This is a genomic window from Paenibacillus sp. KACC 21273 (genome assembly GCF_028736095.1).
Taxonomy (GTDB): Bacteria; Bacillota; Bacilli; order Paenibacillales; family Paenibacillaceae; genus Saccharibacillus; species Saccharibacillus kyungheensis.
In genome coordinates, this window is record NZ_CP117876.1 from 4,000,783 (window position 1) to 4,015,785 (window position 15,003).

Genomic DNA, 15,003 nt, shown 5'->3' on the forward strand with positions numbered 1-15,003 from the left:
AGAATTTTAGCGAATATTGTTAAAATATAAAGAAAAAGCAAAGACATAGATAGTGTCTTTGCTTTTTCTTTATATTTTCTTATTCTAAATTGTAATAATATGATATTAAGATAGTTGTGTAGCGATCATCGCTAGTAGCTGAGCGCGAATCTCTGTATAGTTGACAGCTTCTGTATCTGGCTGATGATCCGATTCACGAATCGCATGACGAGCATTGAACCAGATCATATGCCAGTGAGCACTAACGGCCCCCACTACATCATTACGCCAGGAATCACCGATAAAGTAGCTATATTCCGGCACTGTATCTGTCTGTCGATTGACATAAGCAAATATAGCAGGATCAGGTTTTTCCAAACCAATCTCCCCTGAAATAAATATTCGATCACGCGCAAATACTTGATCCATATGTAATGCGCAAATCTTTTTCCATTGATGTTCAGCAGGCCCATTGGTTAATAAGCCCACCGTGTAGCCTTGATCCATCAATTCATGAATCAATTCGACTACCCCATCATACGGACGAATATCGTACTGGCATCCTAAATAAATCTCCTGCATCTGCTTAGCTTGTTGCTCATTGATCTCAATCTCAAATTCCTTCAAAGTCAAAATGAAGCGCTGGTAACGCATTTCTTCTAACGAAAGAGCATGAGGATTCTGAGGCGATACTAACACTTCACTATAATAACGAAAACGTTGATACACATCGCTATACGATAATGACTCCTGTTGGTCTGGAATCACTGTTTGCAATGCTTCAAAGAGCGGTTGCAAATGATCGTATAACGTGTCATCAACGTCAAAAAAGATACCTATTTGTTGTGGATTCAATGGGTCGGATTCTCCTCGGTCATTAATTCATCCAGCGCTTTACCATATTTACTGATACGTTCCATATCTTTGTCTGTTGAGCTCAAAATACGTGACGGGTCCATATTATCTTCAATATCGGCAATTTTGACTGGACGAGCTAATGAATTTTTTTTAGCACGTTTTACAAATTCATGATAATCTTCATCTTCACTACGACTTAATGCTTGGACAGCTTCTACAATTTCATTAGAAAACCCTTCAGCAGATAAATCATGAGCTGTTACATCGGTGTCTTCCAACACATCATGCAAAACAGCAATAATTCGTTCTTCTTCAGTCGTCATTTTTAACATCACGCGCAATGGATGTAAAATGTAAGGTAAGCCTGATTTGTCTGTTTGCCCTGAATGCGCACGGGTCGCTAAAATAATAGCACGATCTAAATTACTCATCTTATTCACATCCTTTGGTTAGAGTGATTATGTTGATACACATGTTATTTATTACACACGTATAGCCGGATGAATCACTTCACCCGGCTGAACGTTATCAATTAATCAGGATATACATTAAAATCAGTTAACAATTGTACACATTGACCATCGCTATCATAACCGATATAACTATGGTAAATACCGTTACCAAAACCGCTAGAAAACAGTGCGATATTATGCCCGTTATCCAGTTCTTGCACCAGCCAGCTTCGTGTATGAAGATAGGACTCTTCTGCTGCTAATTCCCATGCTTCCATTAATTCTTGAGCCACTTCAGGATTTTCTTGTTCTTGTTGAAAAGAAAGCCATGCATATGCTTCGGCATCTAGAAAACTACCTGTGCCAGAATCCACTGCATACCCCCAACGTTCATGTTCATCCATTTGATATAAGCTAGCATCTGGCTGAACTTCACGCTCTGCACCTACCCATCTAGCAACAGGAGCTTGACTAAACGTAATGCGTGCAAAAGCAATCCGTTCATCTACATGATCTTTATGCCGATCTGTTGGATCGGTAATACGAGCAATAGATAATTCTATTGGAAAAGAACCTGTGGGGAAAGTCTGTACAAAAGGTGTAGATTCGATCAAGCTGTATGGATCATCGGCTACAATTTTGCCGGTTATCACACGCAGTTCCCCGATAGACTTGGTATAAAAAGCAAGATTACGTCTCTGGCCTCTCCATAATTTAACTTGTTCTAAGGCAAATCCGTCTTTAAAAACTTCTTCCAGCACCTTACTTTCTTTAAGAACCTCGCCCATCTTCTTTTCCTCCAATCAGATGTAGATTATTTCCCATTATACTCCTATTTAAAGAATACGGTACATGTTATGATCAAAAAGTTTTGAATTTTCACTTAAAATTTTTGGATATTGAGTGCAATATCTGCATTACTCGCATAAACCTCACATTTACCATTGAATGATAGCGTAGAATCAAGCATAATATGATACGATGCTGTAACAAGAGTTCATTCAGAAAATATTGCTTTGTCGCGTTTGGATTGCCAAGCGCTGGATGTAAGATATTTTGCTTTGCAAAAATCATTTTTTTATTTGAATAGAAAAACTCGCGCTTATGGTGCCAAGCGCTAGATGTAAGATATTTTGCTTTGCAAAAATCACTTTTGATTTGAATAGAAGAATTCGCGCTTATAGTTCCAAGCGCTTAGAACGGAGAATAGCTTTGGATCAACCATCAACGATCAGTCGGGCGATTTTTGAAATTATGGATACTTGTCTGCTGGCCGGTAAAATTATGTTGCAAAGTGGTGCAGAGACTTATCGGGTAGAGGATACGATGATTCGTATTGCAGAGACGCTCGGTATTCCCGGGTCCCACAGTTATGTAACCCCTACAGTGATTATGTTTTCTACCAATGGAACAGATCCTGCTAAATTGATACGTATTGCAGAACGGACAACCGATTTACACAAAATTGCTCAAGTGAATCTGGTGTCACGCCGTATCAGTAGCGGGGAATTGAATGTCAATGAAGCGTATGAGTTATTAAAAGTGATTGAAGCTGCACCAAGTGAATACAGTGTTCGTTTGCGAATTATTGCAGCAGCGATTGCTAGTGGATGTTTTAGCATTATGTTTCAAGGAAGTTGGAGCGACTTTTTGCCTGCTATTGTAGCAGGTGGGGTAGGTTATGCGGCTTCACTTTATTTACACCGCTGGGTACAAGTAAAGTTTTTCGCTGAATTGTCTGCGGCATTTCTGATCGGATTATTAGCGGCTATATTTATTAATTTGGGCTGGGGCGATCAACTGGATAAAATTATTATCGGTTCTATTATGCCACTTGTTCCCGGGTTACTTATCACCAATGCGATTCGTGATCTGATGGCAGGTCATTTGGTATCCGGTATTTCCAAAGGAGCCGATGCGCTTTTAACCGCTTTTGCGACCGGATCAGGAGTAGCGATTGTGTTAACATTTATCTATTGAATTTAGAATGAGAGAAGGTTATATGCATTATGCTGGCGCAATTAATTACCAGCTTTATTGCTTCGGCAGGGTTTGGTATTATTTTCAATGCTCCGCGAGCTTCTTTACTACAATGTGGCATCTCAGGAATGTTAGGCTGGATGGTGTATATATTGCTGTATGAAACATTGACTCCTGTCTCCGCTTCTCTAATCGCAACTGTTATTGTTGGTGGAGTCAGTCAGATTTTTGCTCGTATGTACAAAACACCTGTGATTATCTTTAGTGTAGCCGGTATTATTCCACTTGTTCCTGGAGGACTTGCCTACAACGCTATGCGCAAATTTGTTGAAAACAATTATGCTGTAGCTATGGAATTAGCCGCTCAAGCCGCTATGATATCCGGTGCTATCGCTCTTGGTCTAGTGTTATCCGAAGTTCTGAATCAAATGATACGCCGCGTGATCAAATAGATCCCGGCGTATTTTTTATATTTTATCTCGGATGCAATGCTATTAACAGGATATTCTATTTATGATTATACGGGCAACCGTTCTGCGCTATAATCTTCAATTAAGCGATCAATAAACTGATCTTCCACTTCTAATATGGAAGCAGTACAAATCATATCGATATCATCGCTTACATACGCCGCTAGATCCGAATCTCCGCCACCTTGCATCACCTGTGTAAAAGCTAAGCGGCTCCATTCGGTAATCTGTGCTTGCTCTGCTTCGGTAAGACGATCTCGCTCTAATTTCTGATAAGCACCGATCCATTCGGTATCAAAATCAGCACGATCTCGATACTCTAGGTACGATGCACTGTCTAGTTCTTTAAGCAAAGAAGCAGGCAGTAATGATCCTTGTTGCAATTTTATTTTCAAAGCTTCGATCGATTGCTTATCCATGCGCAACCTCCTTGAATTTTATCACTAGACAATCGTACCTTGTTCTAACCGAATCCATAGATTCACATGATCAAATCCAGCAACGACTGCTTTTAACAAATGCCCCGGATATAAGCTTTCGGCAGGAATCCCTTTGACACAGTCGCCTACGTTAATCACACCTAGCGCATCATTCGGTAGACTCAAAATAATGCCTTGCGGATAAATAACTTCAACGATGCCTTTAACATGATCGCCTACTTTAAATGTTTGTTGCGTCTTTTCCCAATCTTTCATATAAGGCTTCATTGCTTCTTGCCATACTTTTTCAAATTCTTCGGCTGAAATATCTTCCCGAATCGCTTGATTCATATCTTGATCAAACTGTTGATCATATAGACAAAAATGTAGCTCTTCATCACGTTGACTGGATACGATCCACCGTTCTTCATCTTCGATCACTTCACGCAATACCGTCTGTTCTTCATTAATTTCAAAATAATAATTCTCATCATTCTCTTCATAGCTCAAACGGTAATATTCCATAACCTTGATCTACTCCTGACTTTGGGAACGACTAGATTCCTGTACTCCTGCATAATAAAGATTACCCGGATTAAGATCGATCACTACTCTACGAGGGGCAATCAATGAAAATTGATGCTCACACGTCCAGCGCTGTTCTTCATCTTGTCCAATCGTTTCTCCATCGGTAATAATATCGCCTTGTTCATATAGATAGTGCGCAATATCCATCAAGAAACCAGCCACTTCATTCGGATTCATATCGTAAAAGTGACACTGCACATCCGGCACACCGAGCGCAGCTAACCCACAGCTATCCATAACCATCTCTTGACGTTGTTGCTCGGATTGAATATTGTACAATCGAATATTTAGCGCGCCATACAGATCTTGTTCTTCTTGTAGAGCAGCTAAAAAAGCTTCCGGTTGAATCATTTTATCACTGCTACGCCAGTAAATTGCATCACATGGAGCAACTTCAAGTATAGCACGCAACACTTGATTAAAAAGTTGTAGACGCTGTTGATGAGGTAGCCCGCGTGCCATCATATCGGTCAACATCAATTCATATTGGCATTGCTCAACGACCGCCGAAGCTTCTTGCCAGTGCCATGATTGCTGTAAAGCAGTCGCATAGGATTCCACTTGAATTGGCGTTTCTGAAGGCATAAGCACCGTTTGTACAGGCAAGTCTCCATCTTCATAATTGATGATATGATTGAGATGGAAAAAATGGTAATAATCTTTCGGGTCTACTTCTGTCTCCACATCATCAGTAGGGTTAGCTTCCCATACAGCCAGTGATTCTTGTTCGGTTCCTTCATCGTCTACAATGGTATGAAGAGGCCCTGTATATTCCTGTACTTTGGCATACAGTATATCTCGATCTATAGTGGGTGGTGTACGATATAGCAATTGTGCAGAGTATATATTAAAAAATCCAAAATCCTCATCAGCTTGTTCATTTTGCTCATTATGATCGTGTTCATTCATACTCATAACATATCTTTCCCCTTTCGCTCAATGGCTCGCTTAAGTAGTATTAACCTTTTTTTATGTAGTCGGCGCATTATTCTATGATTTACTGGTAACAGATGTTCGTCTTTTATCATACAATTCCTATGTGTTAACGTAAACCTATGATTTGGTCAGATTGGATTGTAAAGGGTGAAGTATGTTTAAATAGACTTATAGGCTAACAGCCAAGGAGGTCATGAATATGATTCATCCCAATACAATTAAAGTACGTGAAGATATTTGGAATTTTGCAAATGCTATTGATGAAAATGTAATGAATGAACATAGTCAGCCTAATAAATGGACGATAGCACAGGTGTTAGAACATTTGTATCTGATGGAAACGGCAATTACAGCAAGATTACGAATAAAAGTAGCAGAAAACAATCCAGCTCCTTCTTCTATGCCGTCGACTCCATTTCATCTTACTCTGGATCGCAATCGTCATACGCCTGCACCTGCTGCCCTGGTACCTGCTGATAAGCACTGTACACTGATTGAATTGCAGACAAGACTGATACGTTCACGCGAACTTTTTGTTGAATTGATCGAAAGTATAGATCCAGTGATGCTGGAAAATCGTACGATGGATCACCCTATATTCGGTCCCCTTACTTTGCAAGAATGGACTGAATTTATTGGACTTCACGAACAGCGTCATTTAGAGCAAATGAAAGAAATCGAAGCAGAATTATCACAATATCATTAATAGGCATATCCTTTATCTTAAAGATCACATAGATAATCCTTGATATGAGCAATGATCCAGAAGTAATCCTGCTTTCTAACAAGCCTTCTCTTCTATAAGAGAAGGTTTTTTTAATCTATAATACGTATCAGATCGTTTTATACTATGTACCAGATCGTTAGGATAAATGAGATGATAGAAGTGCTGGATCTTGTACGTATTTGTCCTAACAGCTATTCCACGTTAAAATAGATATAATGTGACAACGTATTCTATAAACGATAAGGGGACTATACACATGGACGACAGAATCGCCAAAATTCGTGGACATATGCAAACAAATGGATTGGACAGCTTACTGATTACCGATCCCAAACATGTATACTATCTTACTGGATTCGCCAGTGATCCACATGAACGCTTTTTAGGGCTTTTTATTCCAGATGGAGACGAAGCCTTTTTACTATTACCTGCACTTGATGAAGACAAAGCTCGGAGCGCTTCTAGCGTCCCACGTATAGAGACACATACGGATACAGACAATCCTTATGTACGGTTGAAACAATGTGTCAAAGGTAGTATTGGCAATCTGGGTATTGAAAAAGAAAATTTATCTGTTGCGAGATATGAACAACTGTCAGAAGTACTCGGGGCAACTTCGTATCAAGATATCGGCAGTATGCTTAATTCAATGAGATCACGCAAATCACCGGACGAAGTGAAGCGGATGAAACATTCTATCCAATTGATCGAAGAAGTATTACGTCGTGGTCTATCCAGTGTACGTGTTGGAGTAACAGAGATAGAATTAGTCGCTGAACTTGAATATCAGATGAAAAAAGTAGGTGCTGAAAAACCTGCTTTTGATACGATGGTTCTATCCGGTCCGAATACTGCTCTTCCTCATGGCGTACCGGGTACTCGTAAAATTGCTGCAAATGAATTATTGATGTTCGATCTTGGTCTATTTGCAGATGGATATGCTTCAGATATCACGCGTACATTTGCTATTGGAGAAATCGATGCTGAACTGAATAAAGTCTATCATACAGTGCTAGCTGCTAATGAAGCTGCTATTCAAGCGACTAAGCCAGGAGTAACTTTTGCCTCTATCGACAAAGCTGCTCGTGATGTGATTACAGAAGCTGGATATGGTTCTCGATTTGTCCATCGTCTTGGTCATGGATTAGGTATGGATACTCATGAATATCCTTCTGTACATGGTCAAAATGAAAACCTATTGCAAGAATGTGTATTGTTCACTGTCGAACCGGGTATCTATATTCCAGGTCATGGTGGCGTACGAATCGAAGATGATGTTATTGTGACTGCGGATGGTGTAGAAGTACTAAGTTCATTCCCTAAAGAGTTAACAATTTTAGGTTAATTTGCACCTCTGCATATACTATTTCTGATTATTATTGTTGGTTTTTGATATTTTTTATAGCTGTACGTTATATGCTGTTAGTTTATTTCATACAAAAAAGACACGCTCCAGATCAGTTAATCTTTTCTGGATTGCGTGTCTTTTTTATATTATGGCTTGGCTACTTCTTGTGTTTCTGCTTCTGCTTCTTTTTCTTTAGCGATCTGGTAGCTAATCATTAACGGTTTGTCTTCTTCTGCTACTTTCATACCTCGTGCAATGTACAAGAACGGTGTACCTGCTGCGGTAAGTACGAATTTAAGAATATACGTTGTTAAAAATATTTCAATCCAAACTTGCCATTCGTATACACCCAAGAAAGCAATACTACAAAATACCAGTGTATCGACAAATGAACTGATCATTGTACTTCCGTTATTACGTATCCATAATTGATGTGGCGCAGGAAACAATTGGCGCAACCATGTATATAGACGTACATCTAGAAATTGGCTAATTAAATACGCTGATAGACTAGCTACCATCAATCTAGGAAGCTGACCAAAAATAGTAATTAGCGCAGACTGTGCTTCACTCATCCCATCGACACCGTAAGCATCGAATTCTAAAACCATTTGCATAATAATCGTCGTCATGATCAAAGTGAAAAATCCAAACCAAATCGCTTTTCTTGCTACTTTGGGTCCAAATTTTTCATTCAACAGATCGCTTGCTAAATACATACTCACATACATCGTATTACCAAGTGTTGTCACAACGCCAAACAATTCAATCGTTTTGATCACTTGAACGTTAGCGAGTACTGTAGCAACCCCAATCCAAGCATACATTCCTTTAATTCCAAATAACCGATAACATAACGTAAACAATCCATAATTGACGATAACAAATAAAATGCCCCACCATATATTGAACATACTTTTCCCCCTAGTTTTGATAACGCGGGATGGTTACGAACCGCGGATCAATCACTGAAAACCTGTTTTACTTTATCATACGAGCAAGCAAGCTGCCAACTATTATAACTAATTTTTCCATAAAAGATATGTCATTATAGATATTGATCTTCTTTTGAGCTGAAAATAACAGGCATCATATCAATCCTACCACTTTATTAAAACCCAAAAAGTCTACTCTTTATCTATAACGATAAGGAATAGACTTTTTGAATGTTTATCTATTATTGCATATACGCTAAAATGAATGATTATTTACGATTAAGAAGCTTCTGCTGTATCCAGATCACGATCAGGTTGATTGTATACCTCTTTATTCTGTTCTTTTAGCAATTTACTACTAATTACGCCAGATGTCATTGATCCGCTAACATTCAGTGCTGTACGCCCCATATCGATCAATGGTTCTACAGAGATCAATAGACCTGCTAGAGCAACCGGTAGATTCATCGTAGACAATACGATCAATGCTGCAAATGTAGCTCCACCGCCTACACCAGCTACACCTAATGAACTGATTGTAACCACTGCGATCAATGTCAAAATAAACTGCCAATCTAATGGATTGATGCCCGCCATTGGTGCGATCATAATCGCTAGCATAGATGGATAAATACCTGCGCATCCATTTTGCCCGATAGTCGCTCCAAAGCTAGCAGATAAGTTAGCAATCCCTTCGGATACACCTAACTTCTTCGTTTGTGTTTCTACATTCATTGGAATCGTAGCCGCACTTGAACGGGAAGTAAAAGCAAATGTAAGTGTAGGAATAATCTTTTTAACATATTGAACTGGATTCAGACCTGAGATTGCTAAAATAATCAGATGAACAACAAACATTGCGATCAAAGCTACATAAGAAGCCACTACAAAGTTAATCAATTTCAGTATTTCTTGACCACTTGTCGTTGCAACCATTTTAGCAATAAGAGCTAAAATACCGTAAGGCGTTAGGCGCAGAATAATCGTTACCATGCGCATAACCACACCGTAGATCGCTCCCATCATATTCTGGAACATCTCACCTTGTTTTGGATTTTTGCGTATAAGACCCAACGCTGCTACCCCAACAAATGCTGAGAAAATAACAACTGCTAACGTAGAAGAACGACGAGAGCCTGTCATATCTGCAAAAGGATTAGTCGGAATAAATTCTAACAACTGTGCAGGCAATGACATGTCTTCTACATCACCTAAACGTTCTTGCAATATCACGCCACGTTGCTGTTCCGCTTCACCAGCAGGAATATCAAGAGCAGTTAGATTGAATCCAAGCGCTACTGTAATTCCTATCGCTGAAGCAATTGCAGTAGTGAATAGCAATACCCCGATAATCGAACCACTGATTTTACCTAGATTTTGCTTACCACTCAGATTAAGAATCGCCATAATGATCGATACCATAATAAGTGGAATAACGACCATTTGTAATAATCCTACATAGCCACTACCTACAAGATCAAACCATTCCATAGAGTCAGAGATCACTTCTGAATCCGGCGTATAGATCCATTGCAAGACTACTCCGTATGCAATACCAAGGATTAACCCGGCAAATACTCTTTTTGTAAATGAAATATGCTTTTTCTGCATCCAACCGAGAAGAACGATCAGTAAGATCAGAACAGCTATATTCACAATAACTAGCAAAACATTCATTTTGACACCCCTTTGTTATATATGTAGTGACTGAATAGCGAGTCGCATTTCATTTTAGCATAATGTCTAGTAAACAGGTAGGGTTATTTATAAGATATATTCATCATGCTTTTTCTACATTTTTTGCGCTTTTTATAGAAAAAAATTAGTTTTATAGCTAAATAAATGAAAAAATACCTATTCAAACAGTGGTCGATTGATATAATATAGATAATTATTTGTATCTTTTTACTCAGTACTTTAAGCTTATATACGCAATTATTCATGTCATTTTTACAGATAAACCTGTTTAAATAGGATGGATATTGAGAGGGGTCGAATAAATATAGTTCTTTTTACTTAAAATATACATAGAATTGTATATTTAGTTTGTTTTACTTGGAATATTTGCGCAATTATCTATGTCACATTTTGTCACGTCACTAGGGGTCAGTTGGAAAAGGTTGTTTAGCTACTTTTTGATGAAAGAAAGAGTAACTGTTTTTAAGTATGGGAAGGGGTAAGTTTGCATGTTCAGAATCAATCAATTTATTAGCCGTAAAATTATGGTGACGTTCGCTTTACTTATTGTAGCAGTCTGTATTGTACTCAGTCTTTTCTTTTTCTTTATGACTCAAAGAATAATCAATCAAAATGTAGTTCCTCAATTCCGTCAAGTCTTGAATATCGCTATGGATGGTATTATCAAAGGAATGGATAATACACAAGCTATGCAAGCAGCACAAGGCAACAGTGGCGAGATCATGAAGATCGAAACATACTTAGAAACTCAACTTCAAGCCTATCAATTGGATAATCTATATCTACTTCGTATTGAAGAAAATAAAGCCGTTGTAGAAGCTGTAGCGAATAGCTCCAAAAATTTTAAAGACAAGCAAGAAGTTCAACTAAGTGACAATATCAATACTGCAATGTCACAAGGCAAGCTTTTGACAGACTTGTATCAGACCGATGCTGGTTCTACAGTAACTTATTATTATCGTGTACCGGGTAGTTCAGTAATTGTAGCAGCTAGTATGGATGCTAGTTTTGTAAATGGAATTATTTCTAACTTAATTTGGACAACTGTAATTGTAGCGATTGTAGCTCTTGCCGTATGTCTATGGGTCGCTTACAAATTCAGTCGTAAAATCACTCTTCCTCTTGCCCGTCTGGTTCGTCATACTCGTCTAGTCGCAGAAGGTAATCTACAACAAGAGATCAAAATGACAGGAAATGACGAGATTGCTCAATTGGCTCGTGGATTCCGCCTGATGACCGAGAACTTGCGAACAATGGTTCATCAAGTATTGGATAGTTCAGACAAAGTAGCTGTAGGTACAGAAGCATTAACTACACGCTTAAACAAAATGCAACATATGGTGGATCAATCGGTTCAATCTGTAACCAGTATCGAATCGGGTAGTGAAATGATCGCTAATACCACTTCTGAAAATGCACGTGCGATGGAAGAAATCACTACAGGTATTCAGCATATTGCTTCGTCTACCGCTGAAATTTCAGAACAGATCGGTGATGCTTCAGACAGCGCGATTACCGGTAACCAAATGGCACAACAAGCTGTTACACAAATGGGTTCTGTTGAGCAAGCAGTACAGGATACCAAATTATCTGTACAGACATTAATCGACCGTTCTGAATCAATCAGTCAAATTCTAGTAGCAATGAGCGATATCACTAAACAAATCCGCATGCTTTCCCTGAATGCTTCGATTGAAGCCGCTCGTGCAGGCGAACATGGACGCGGATTCGCTGTTGTTGCTCAAGAAGTAGGTAAGCTTGCTGAGCAATCCCGTCACTCTACTTATGAAATCGAAGAAGCGTTAGAATCGATTCGCGAAGAATCTCAAAAATCGACACAATCAATGGATATCGTTAATAACGAAGTCAGATCAGGAACAGAGTTAGTTCAACAAGCAGGCGAAGCTTTCAATCGCTTTGTCGAAATGATGCAAATCGCGAACCAAACTGTTCAATCTGCATCAGCTGCTACCCAAGAAATCTCTGCTGGTTCAGAAGAAGTGAGCGCTTCAGTCGACGAAACTGCCGAAATCACTCACAAATCCCTATCCAACGTCAAAGCCATCGCCAAAAACGCCGAACGTCAATCCGGCGAAATGTTAGCTTATGTGGAAATCATGCGCGAACTCAACAACGAAGCTCTATCTCTACAAAATATCGTGAGCAAATTCAAAATCTAATCCATTTGCCAACCATATACTAAAAAAACTTACATCCACAAATCCCATCCAGACCAGTATAGCCATCAAGCTATACTGGTCTTTTCTTTCAAATCCACCATCACGCTCATCTTTTCTTTCCCCCTCCACCAAATCCCTATTAACCTCTCTTAATATCCCACCATCTATATCCATTCCCTATACTAATTTTTTTCATCTTTCTTGTTCACGCTCTTTTCTATTACACCTCCACACTTCACTCCCCCACCTATTTTCATCCCCCACTCCCTGTACCACCTTATCTTTTCTGCCCTTCTCCCCCGGGTTTGAGCATTTTCTCCCCAGCCGATACCCAGCGGAGGGGATCAATTCTTCTGAAAGAGCGAAGCGCTCGCCTTTGTAAAGAAATCCCGACCGCTAAGCGGTTATTCAAAGGGATTCCTTTACAACAGCGACGACAAGAAGAACTGATCCCCGCAGCCTTCTCAGCTCCCAACCCACCCCCTTTTCAATTCCCCTCCCCCTTATATTTTCCTATTGTTTGGTTTACAATAAGAAAGCAGACAATTTACCATACTTTTTGATAAAAATCTGTTAATGATGAGTACAAACGGAGGAAGAATCATGCTTTTTATTGATAATCAGGGAATTCACGATCCAACCATCAATCTGGCAATCGAAGAATTCGTACTTAAACATTTGCCAATGGATGATAGCTACCTGCTTTTTTATATTAATGAACCCTCAATCATTATCGGTAAGCATCAGAACACGATCGAAGAGATTAACGCTGAATATGTAAAAGAAAATCATATTCATGTCGTGCGTCGTCTTTCTGGTGGTGGAGCAGTGTACCATGATCTAGGGAATTTAAGTTTTAGCTTTTTGACCAAAGATGACGGTCAATCGTTCCATAACTTCCGTAAGTTTACTCAACCGGTGGTTGAAGCATTGCACCAATTTGGCGTTAATGCTGAATTGTCTGGACGTAATGATCTTCAAGTCGGTGAACGCAAAATTTCAGGAAATGCACAATTTTCTACACGTGGACGGATGTTCAGCCATGGTACATTGATGTTTGATTCTGAACTGGATAATGTACAATCTGCTCTTAAAGTAAATCCAGAGAAGTTCAAATCCAAAAGTACCAAATCGGTTCGTAGTCGTGTAGCAAATATCACCGAGTTTTTGGAAAAGCCGTTAACGATGGAGCAATTCCGTGACGATATTTTACGCCATATTTTCGGTGTCGAACCTTCCGAAGTGCCTCAATATGTACTGACAGAAGACGATTGGAAAAAAATCCACGAAATCTCTGCCGAACGTTACCGTAACTGGGATTGGAACTATGGTCAATCACCTGAATCCAATATCAAGCATACTCGCAAATTCCCTGTAGGGATTATCGATCTACGTATGGATATCAAAGACGGTCATATTCATGAGATCAAAATCTATGGTGACTTTTTCGGTATAGGCGATGTAGCGGATATTGAAAATAAATTGCGTGGTCAGCGTTATGAAGAAAGTGCAGTACAGACCGCACTTGCTGATACAGATATTAAGCACTATTTTGGTAATATTGAATTAGAGGAATTTGTAGGATTAGTATTTTTGCAAGACTAGAATGAGATAGATAAAAGGAGAGTTACCTACATGTATAAATTAATCGCAATCGATATCGACGATACACTGATCAATGATAATAAAGAAGTAACACCTGCTACACAGACTGCTCTTGAACAAGCTGTAGCCAAAGATGTAGTGGTGACACTCGCTACAGGTCGTGCTTACGCTTCTGCTCAAGCGATCGCTCGTCAAACAGGACTCAATGTACCGATTATTACGTATCAAGGAGCATTGGTTAAAAACTTGATGGATGAAAAAGTATTGTATGAGCGTTATGTACCGATCGAAGCCGCTCGTAAATTATTTGAATATTGCATCGAACACAATTTGCATTTGCAAACCTATATCGATGATAAATTATATGCGCGTGAAGTAAATCAACATTTGATTGATTATGCAACATTGAACGGTACACAGTACCATATCGAACCTGACTTCAACAAATTGATTGAGCAACCTACACCCAAAATGCTGATTATTGATGATCCTGCATTTTTAGATGAATTACAACCTATTTTGCGTGAATTGCTAGGCGACAGTGTTCATATCACCAAGTCCAAACCTCAATTTCTTGAAATTATGCACAAAGAAGGAACCAAAGGGGCTGCACTCACGTTCCTTGCAGATTATTTCAATTGCGATCTAAAAAATGCAATCGCTGTAGGTGATTCTTGGAATGATCATGAAATGTTAGAAGTAGCGGGTCTAGGCGTAGCGATGGGTAATGCGATTCAACCTCTAAAAGATATTGCTGATTACATCTCTGCTAGCAATAATGAAGATGGCGTAAAAGAAGTAATCGAGAAATTTATTTTGAACGCTTAA

At 39.1% G+C, this 15,003-nt stretch carries 16 protein-coding genes; 7 read left to right on the forward strand and 9 right to left on the reverse strand.

The window, feature by feature from the left end:
* Positions 1-105 precede the first annotated feature (105 nt).
* From PQ460_RS17585 to PQ460_RS17595, 3 genes are all read right to left on the reverse strand, one after another.
* On the reverse strand, positions 106-834 hold the full coding sequence (locus PQ460_RS17585) for an HAD family hydrolase (protein ID WP_274170611.1): 729 nt from the start codon (positions 832-834) through the stop codon (positions 106-108).
* The gene (locus PQ460_RS17590) at positions 831-1,268 is read right to left on the reverse strand and encodes an HD domain-containing protein (protein WP_273615350.1); all 438 of its coding nucleotides are present in this window, start codon (positions 1,266-1,268) and stop codon (positions 831-833) included. Before PQ460_RS17590 ends, PQ460_RS17585 begins: the two co-directional genes overlap by 4 nt.
* A 101-nt stretch (positions 1,269-1,369) precedes the next feature.
* The gene (locus tag PQ460_RS17595) at positions 1,370-2,077 is read right to left on the reverse strand and encodes a DUF4241 domain-containing protein (RefSeq protein WP_273615349.1); all 708 of its coding nucleotides are present in this window, start codon (positions 2,075-2,077) and stop codon (positions 1,370-1,372) included.
* Positions 2,078-2,543: 466 nt separating this feature from the next.
* Here PQ460_RS17595 and PQ460_RS17600 point away from each other — a divergent pair, with 466 nt between their 5' ends.
* Positions 2,544-3,269 carry a threonine/serine exporter family protein gene (locus PQ460_RS17600; protein WP_273616257.1) on the forward strand — a complete coding sequence of 242 codons (726 nt, stop codon included), beginning with the start codon at positions 2,544-2,546 and terminating at the stop codon, positions 3,267-3,269.
* Between the two features lie 29 nt (positions 3,270-3,298).
* Complete coding sequence (locus tag PQ460_RS17605; RefSeq protein WP_273615348.1) at positions 3,299-3,721, forward strand: threonine/serine exporter family protein; 423 nt, start codon at positions 3,299-3,301, stop codon at positions 3,719-3,721.
* 65 nt (positions 3,722-3,786) lie between these two features.
* On the opposite strand, the gene PQ460_RS17610 is transcribed toward PQ460_RS17605, so the two are convergent.
* From PQ460_RS17610 to PQ460_RS17620, 3 genes are read right to left on the reverse strand one after another with little or no spacing between them, the layout of a single operon-like run.
* Positions 3,787-4,158, reverse strand: a complete 372-nt coding sequence (locus PQ460_RS17610) for a hypothetical protein (RefSeq protein ID WP_274170612.1) — start codon at positions 4,156-4,158, stop codon at positions 3,787-3,789.
* Positions 4,159-4,182: 24 nt separating this feature from the next.
* Positions 4,183-4,683 carry a hypothetical protein gene (locus PQ460_RS17615; RefSeq protein ID WP_273615346.1) on the reverse strand — a complete coding sequence of 167 codons (501 nt, stop codon included), beginning with the start codon at positions 4,681-4,683 and terminating at the stop codon, positions 4,183-4,185.
* Positions 4,684-4,692: 9 nt separating this feature from the next.
* Positions 4,693-5,661, reverse strand: a complete 969-nt coding sequence (locus PQ460_RS17620; RefSeq protein WP_273615345.1) for a DUF4261 domain-containing protein — start codon at positions 5,659-5,661, stop codon at positions 4,693-4,695.
* Between the two features lie 220 nt (positions 5,662-5,881).
* Here PQ460_RS17620 and PQ460_RS17625 point away from each other — a divergent pair, with 220 nt between their 5' ends.
* Both PQ460_RS17625 and PQ460_RS17630 read left to right on the forward strand, forming a co-directional pair.
* Complete coding sequence (locus tag PQ460_RS17625; RefSeq protein ID WP_274170613.1) at positions 5,882-6,388, forward strand: DinB family protein; 507 nt, start codon at positions 5,882-5,884, stop codon at positions 6,386-6,388.
* A gap of 277 nt (positions 6,389-6,665) precedes the next feature.
* Positions 6,666-7,754 (forward strand): M24 family metallopeptidase, encoded by a 1,089-nt coding sequence (locus PQ460_RS17630; RefSeq protein ID WP_274170614.1) that lies wholly within the window; start codon positions 6,666-6,668, stop codon positions 7,752-7,754.
* 149 nt (positions 7,755-7,903) lie between these two features.
* Here PQ460_RS17630 and PQ460_RS17635 read toward each other — a convergent pair whose 3' ends face one another.
* Positions 7,904-8,671, reverse strand: coding sequence for a queuosine precursor transporter (locus tag PQ460_RS17635; protein WP_274170615.1), 768 nt, complete (start codon positions 8,669-8,671; stop codon positions 7,904-7,906).
* Between the two features lie 300 nt (positions 8,672-8,971).
* Positions 8,972-10,369 carry an L-cystine transporter gene (locus PQ460_RS17640; RefSeq protein ID WP_274170616.1) on the reverse strand — a complete coding sequence of 466 codons (1,398 nt, stop codon included), beginning with the start codon at positions 10,367-10,369 and terminating at the stop codon, positions 8,972-8,974.
* A gap of 509 nt (positions 10,370-10,878) precedes the next feature.
* Here PQ460_RS17640 and PQ460_RS17645 point away from each other — a divergent pair.
* Positions 10,879-12,570 (forward strand): methyl-accepting chemotaxis protein, encoded by a 1,692-nt coding sequence (locus tag PQ460_RS17645; protein WP_273615340.1) that lies wholly within the window; start codon positions 10,879-10,881, stop codon positions 12,568-12,570.
* On the opposite strand, the gene PQ460_RS17650 is transcribed toward PQ460_RS17645, so the two are convergent.
* On the reverse strand, positions 12,538-12,744 hold the full coding sequence (locus PQ460_RS17650) for a hypothetical protein (RefSeq protein ID WP_274170617.1): 207 nt from the start codon (positions 12,742-12,744) through the stop codon (positions 12,538-12,540). The two genes, PQ460_RS17645 and PQ460_RS17650, sit on opposite strands and share 33 nt — an antisense overlap.
* A gap of 429 nt (positions 12,745-13,173) precedes the next feature.
* On the opposite strand from PQ460_RS17650, the gene PQ460_RS17655 reads away from it, so the two are divergent.
* Positions 13,174-14,175 (forward strand): lipoate--protein ligase, encoded by a 1,002-nt coding sequence (locus tag PQ460_RS17655; RefSeq protein WP_274170618.1) that lies wholly within the window; start codon positions 13,174-13,176, stop codon positions 14,173-14,175.
* Between the two features lie 30 nt (positions 14,176-14,205).
* Positions 14,206-15,003, forward strand: a complete 798-nt coding sequence (locus tag PQ460_RS17660; protein ID WP_273615338.1) for a Cof-type HAD-IIB family hydrolase — start codon at positions 14,206-14,208, stop codon at positions 15,001-15,003.

Bases quoted from the DNA above. Each gene is read 5' to 3' on its own strand.
- PQ460_RS17655 (WP_274170618.1), top strand. From the start codon at position 13,174: ATGCTTTTTATTGATAATCAGGGAATTCACGATCCAACCATCAATCTG.
- PQ460_RS17600 (WP_273616257.1), top strand. From the start codon at position 2,544: ATGGATACTTGTCTGCTGGCCGGTAAAATTATGTTGCAAAGTGGTGCA.
- PQ460_RS17620 (WP_273615345.1), bottom strand. From the start codon at position 5,661: ATGAGTATGAATGAACACGATCATAATGAGCAAAATGAACAAGCTGAT.
- PQ460_RS17650 (WP_274170617.1), bottom strand. From the start codon at position 12,744: ATGGATATAGATGGTGGGATATTAAGAGAGGTTAATAGGGATTTGGTG.
- PQ460_RS17640 (WP_274170616.1), bottom strand. From the start codon at position 10,369: ATGAATGTTTTGCTAGTTATTGTGAATATAGCTGTTCTGATCTTACTG.
- PQ460_RS17590 (WP_273615350.1), bottom strand. From the start codon at position 1,268: ATGAGTAATTTAGATCGTGCTATTATTTTAGCGACCCGTGCGCATTCA.
- PQ460_RS17625 (WP_274170613.1), top strand. From the start codon at position 5,882: ATGATTCATCCCAATACAATTAAAGTACGTGAAGATATTTGGAATTTT.
- PQ460_RS17595 (WP_273615349.1), bottom strand. From the start codon at position 2,077: ATGGGCGAGGTTCTTAAAGAAAGTAAGGTGCTGGAAGAAGTTTTTAAA.
- PQ460_RS17605 (WP_273615348.1), top strand. From the start codon at position 3,299: ATGCTGGCGCAATTAATTACCAGCTTTATTGCTTCGGCAGGGTTTGGT.
- PQ460_RS17645 (WP_273615340.1), top strand. From the start codon at position 10,879: ATGTTCAGAATCAATCAATTTATTAGCCGTAAAATTATGGTGACGTTC.
- PQ460_RS17615 (WP_273615346.1), bottom strand. From the start codon at position 4,683: ATGGAATATTACCGTTTGAGCTATGAAGAGAATGATGAGAATTATTAT.
- PQ460_RS17610 (WP_274170612.1), bottom strand. From the start codon at position 4,158: ATGGATAAGCAATCGATCGAAGCTTTGAAAATAAAATTGCAACAAGGA.
- PQ460_RS17635 (WP_274170615.1), bottom strand. From the start codon at position 8,671: ATGTTCAATATATGGTGGGGCATTTTATTTGTTATCGTCAATTATGGA.
- PQ460_RS17660 (WP_273615338.1), top strand. From the start codon at position 14,206: ATGTATAAATTAATCGCAATCGATATCGACGATACACTGATCAATGAT.
- PQ460_RS17630 (WP_274170614.1), top strand. From the start codon at position 6,666: ATGGACGACAGAATCGCCAAAATTCGTGGACATATGCAAACAAATGGA.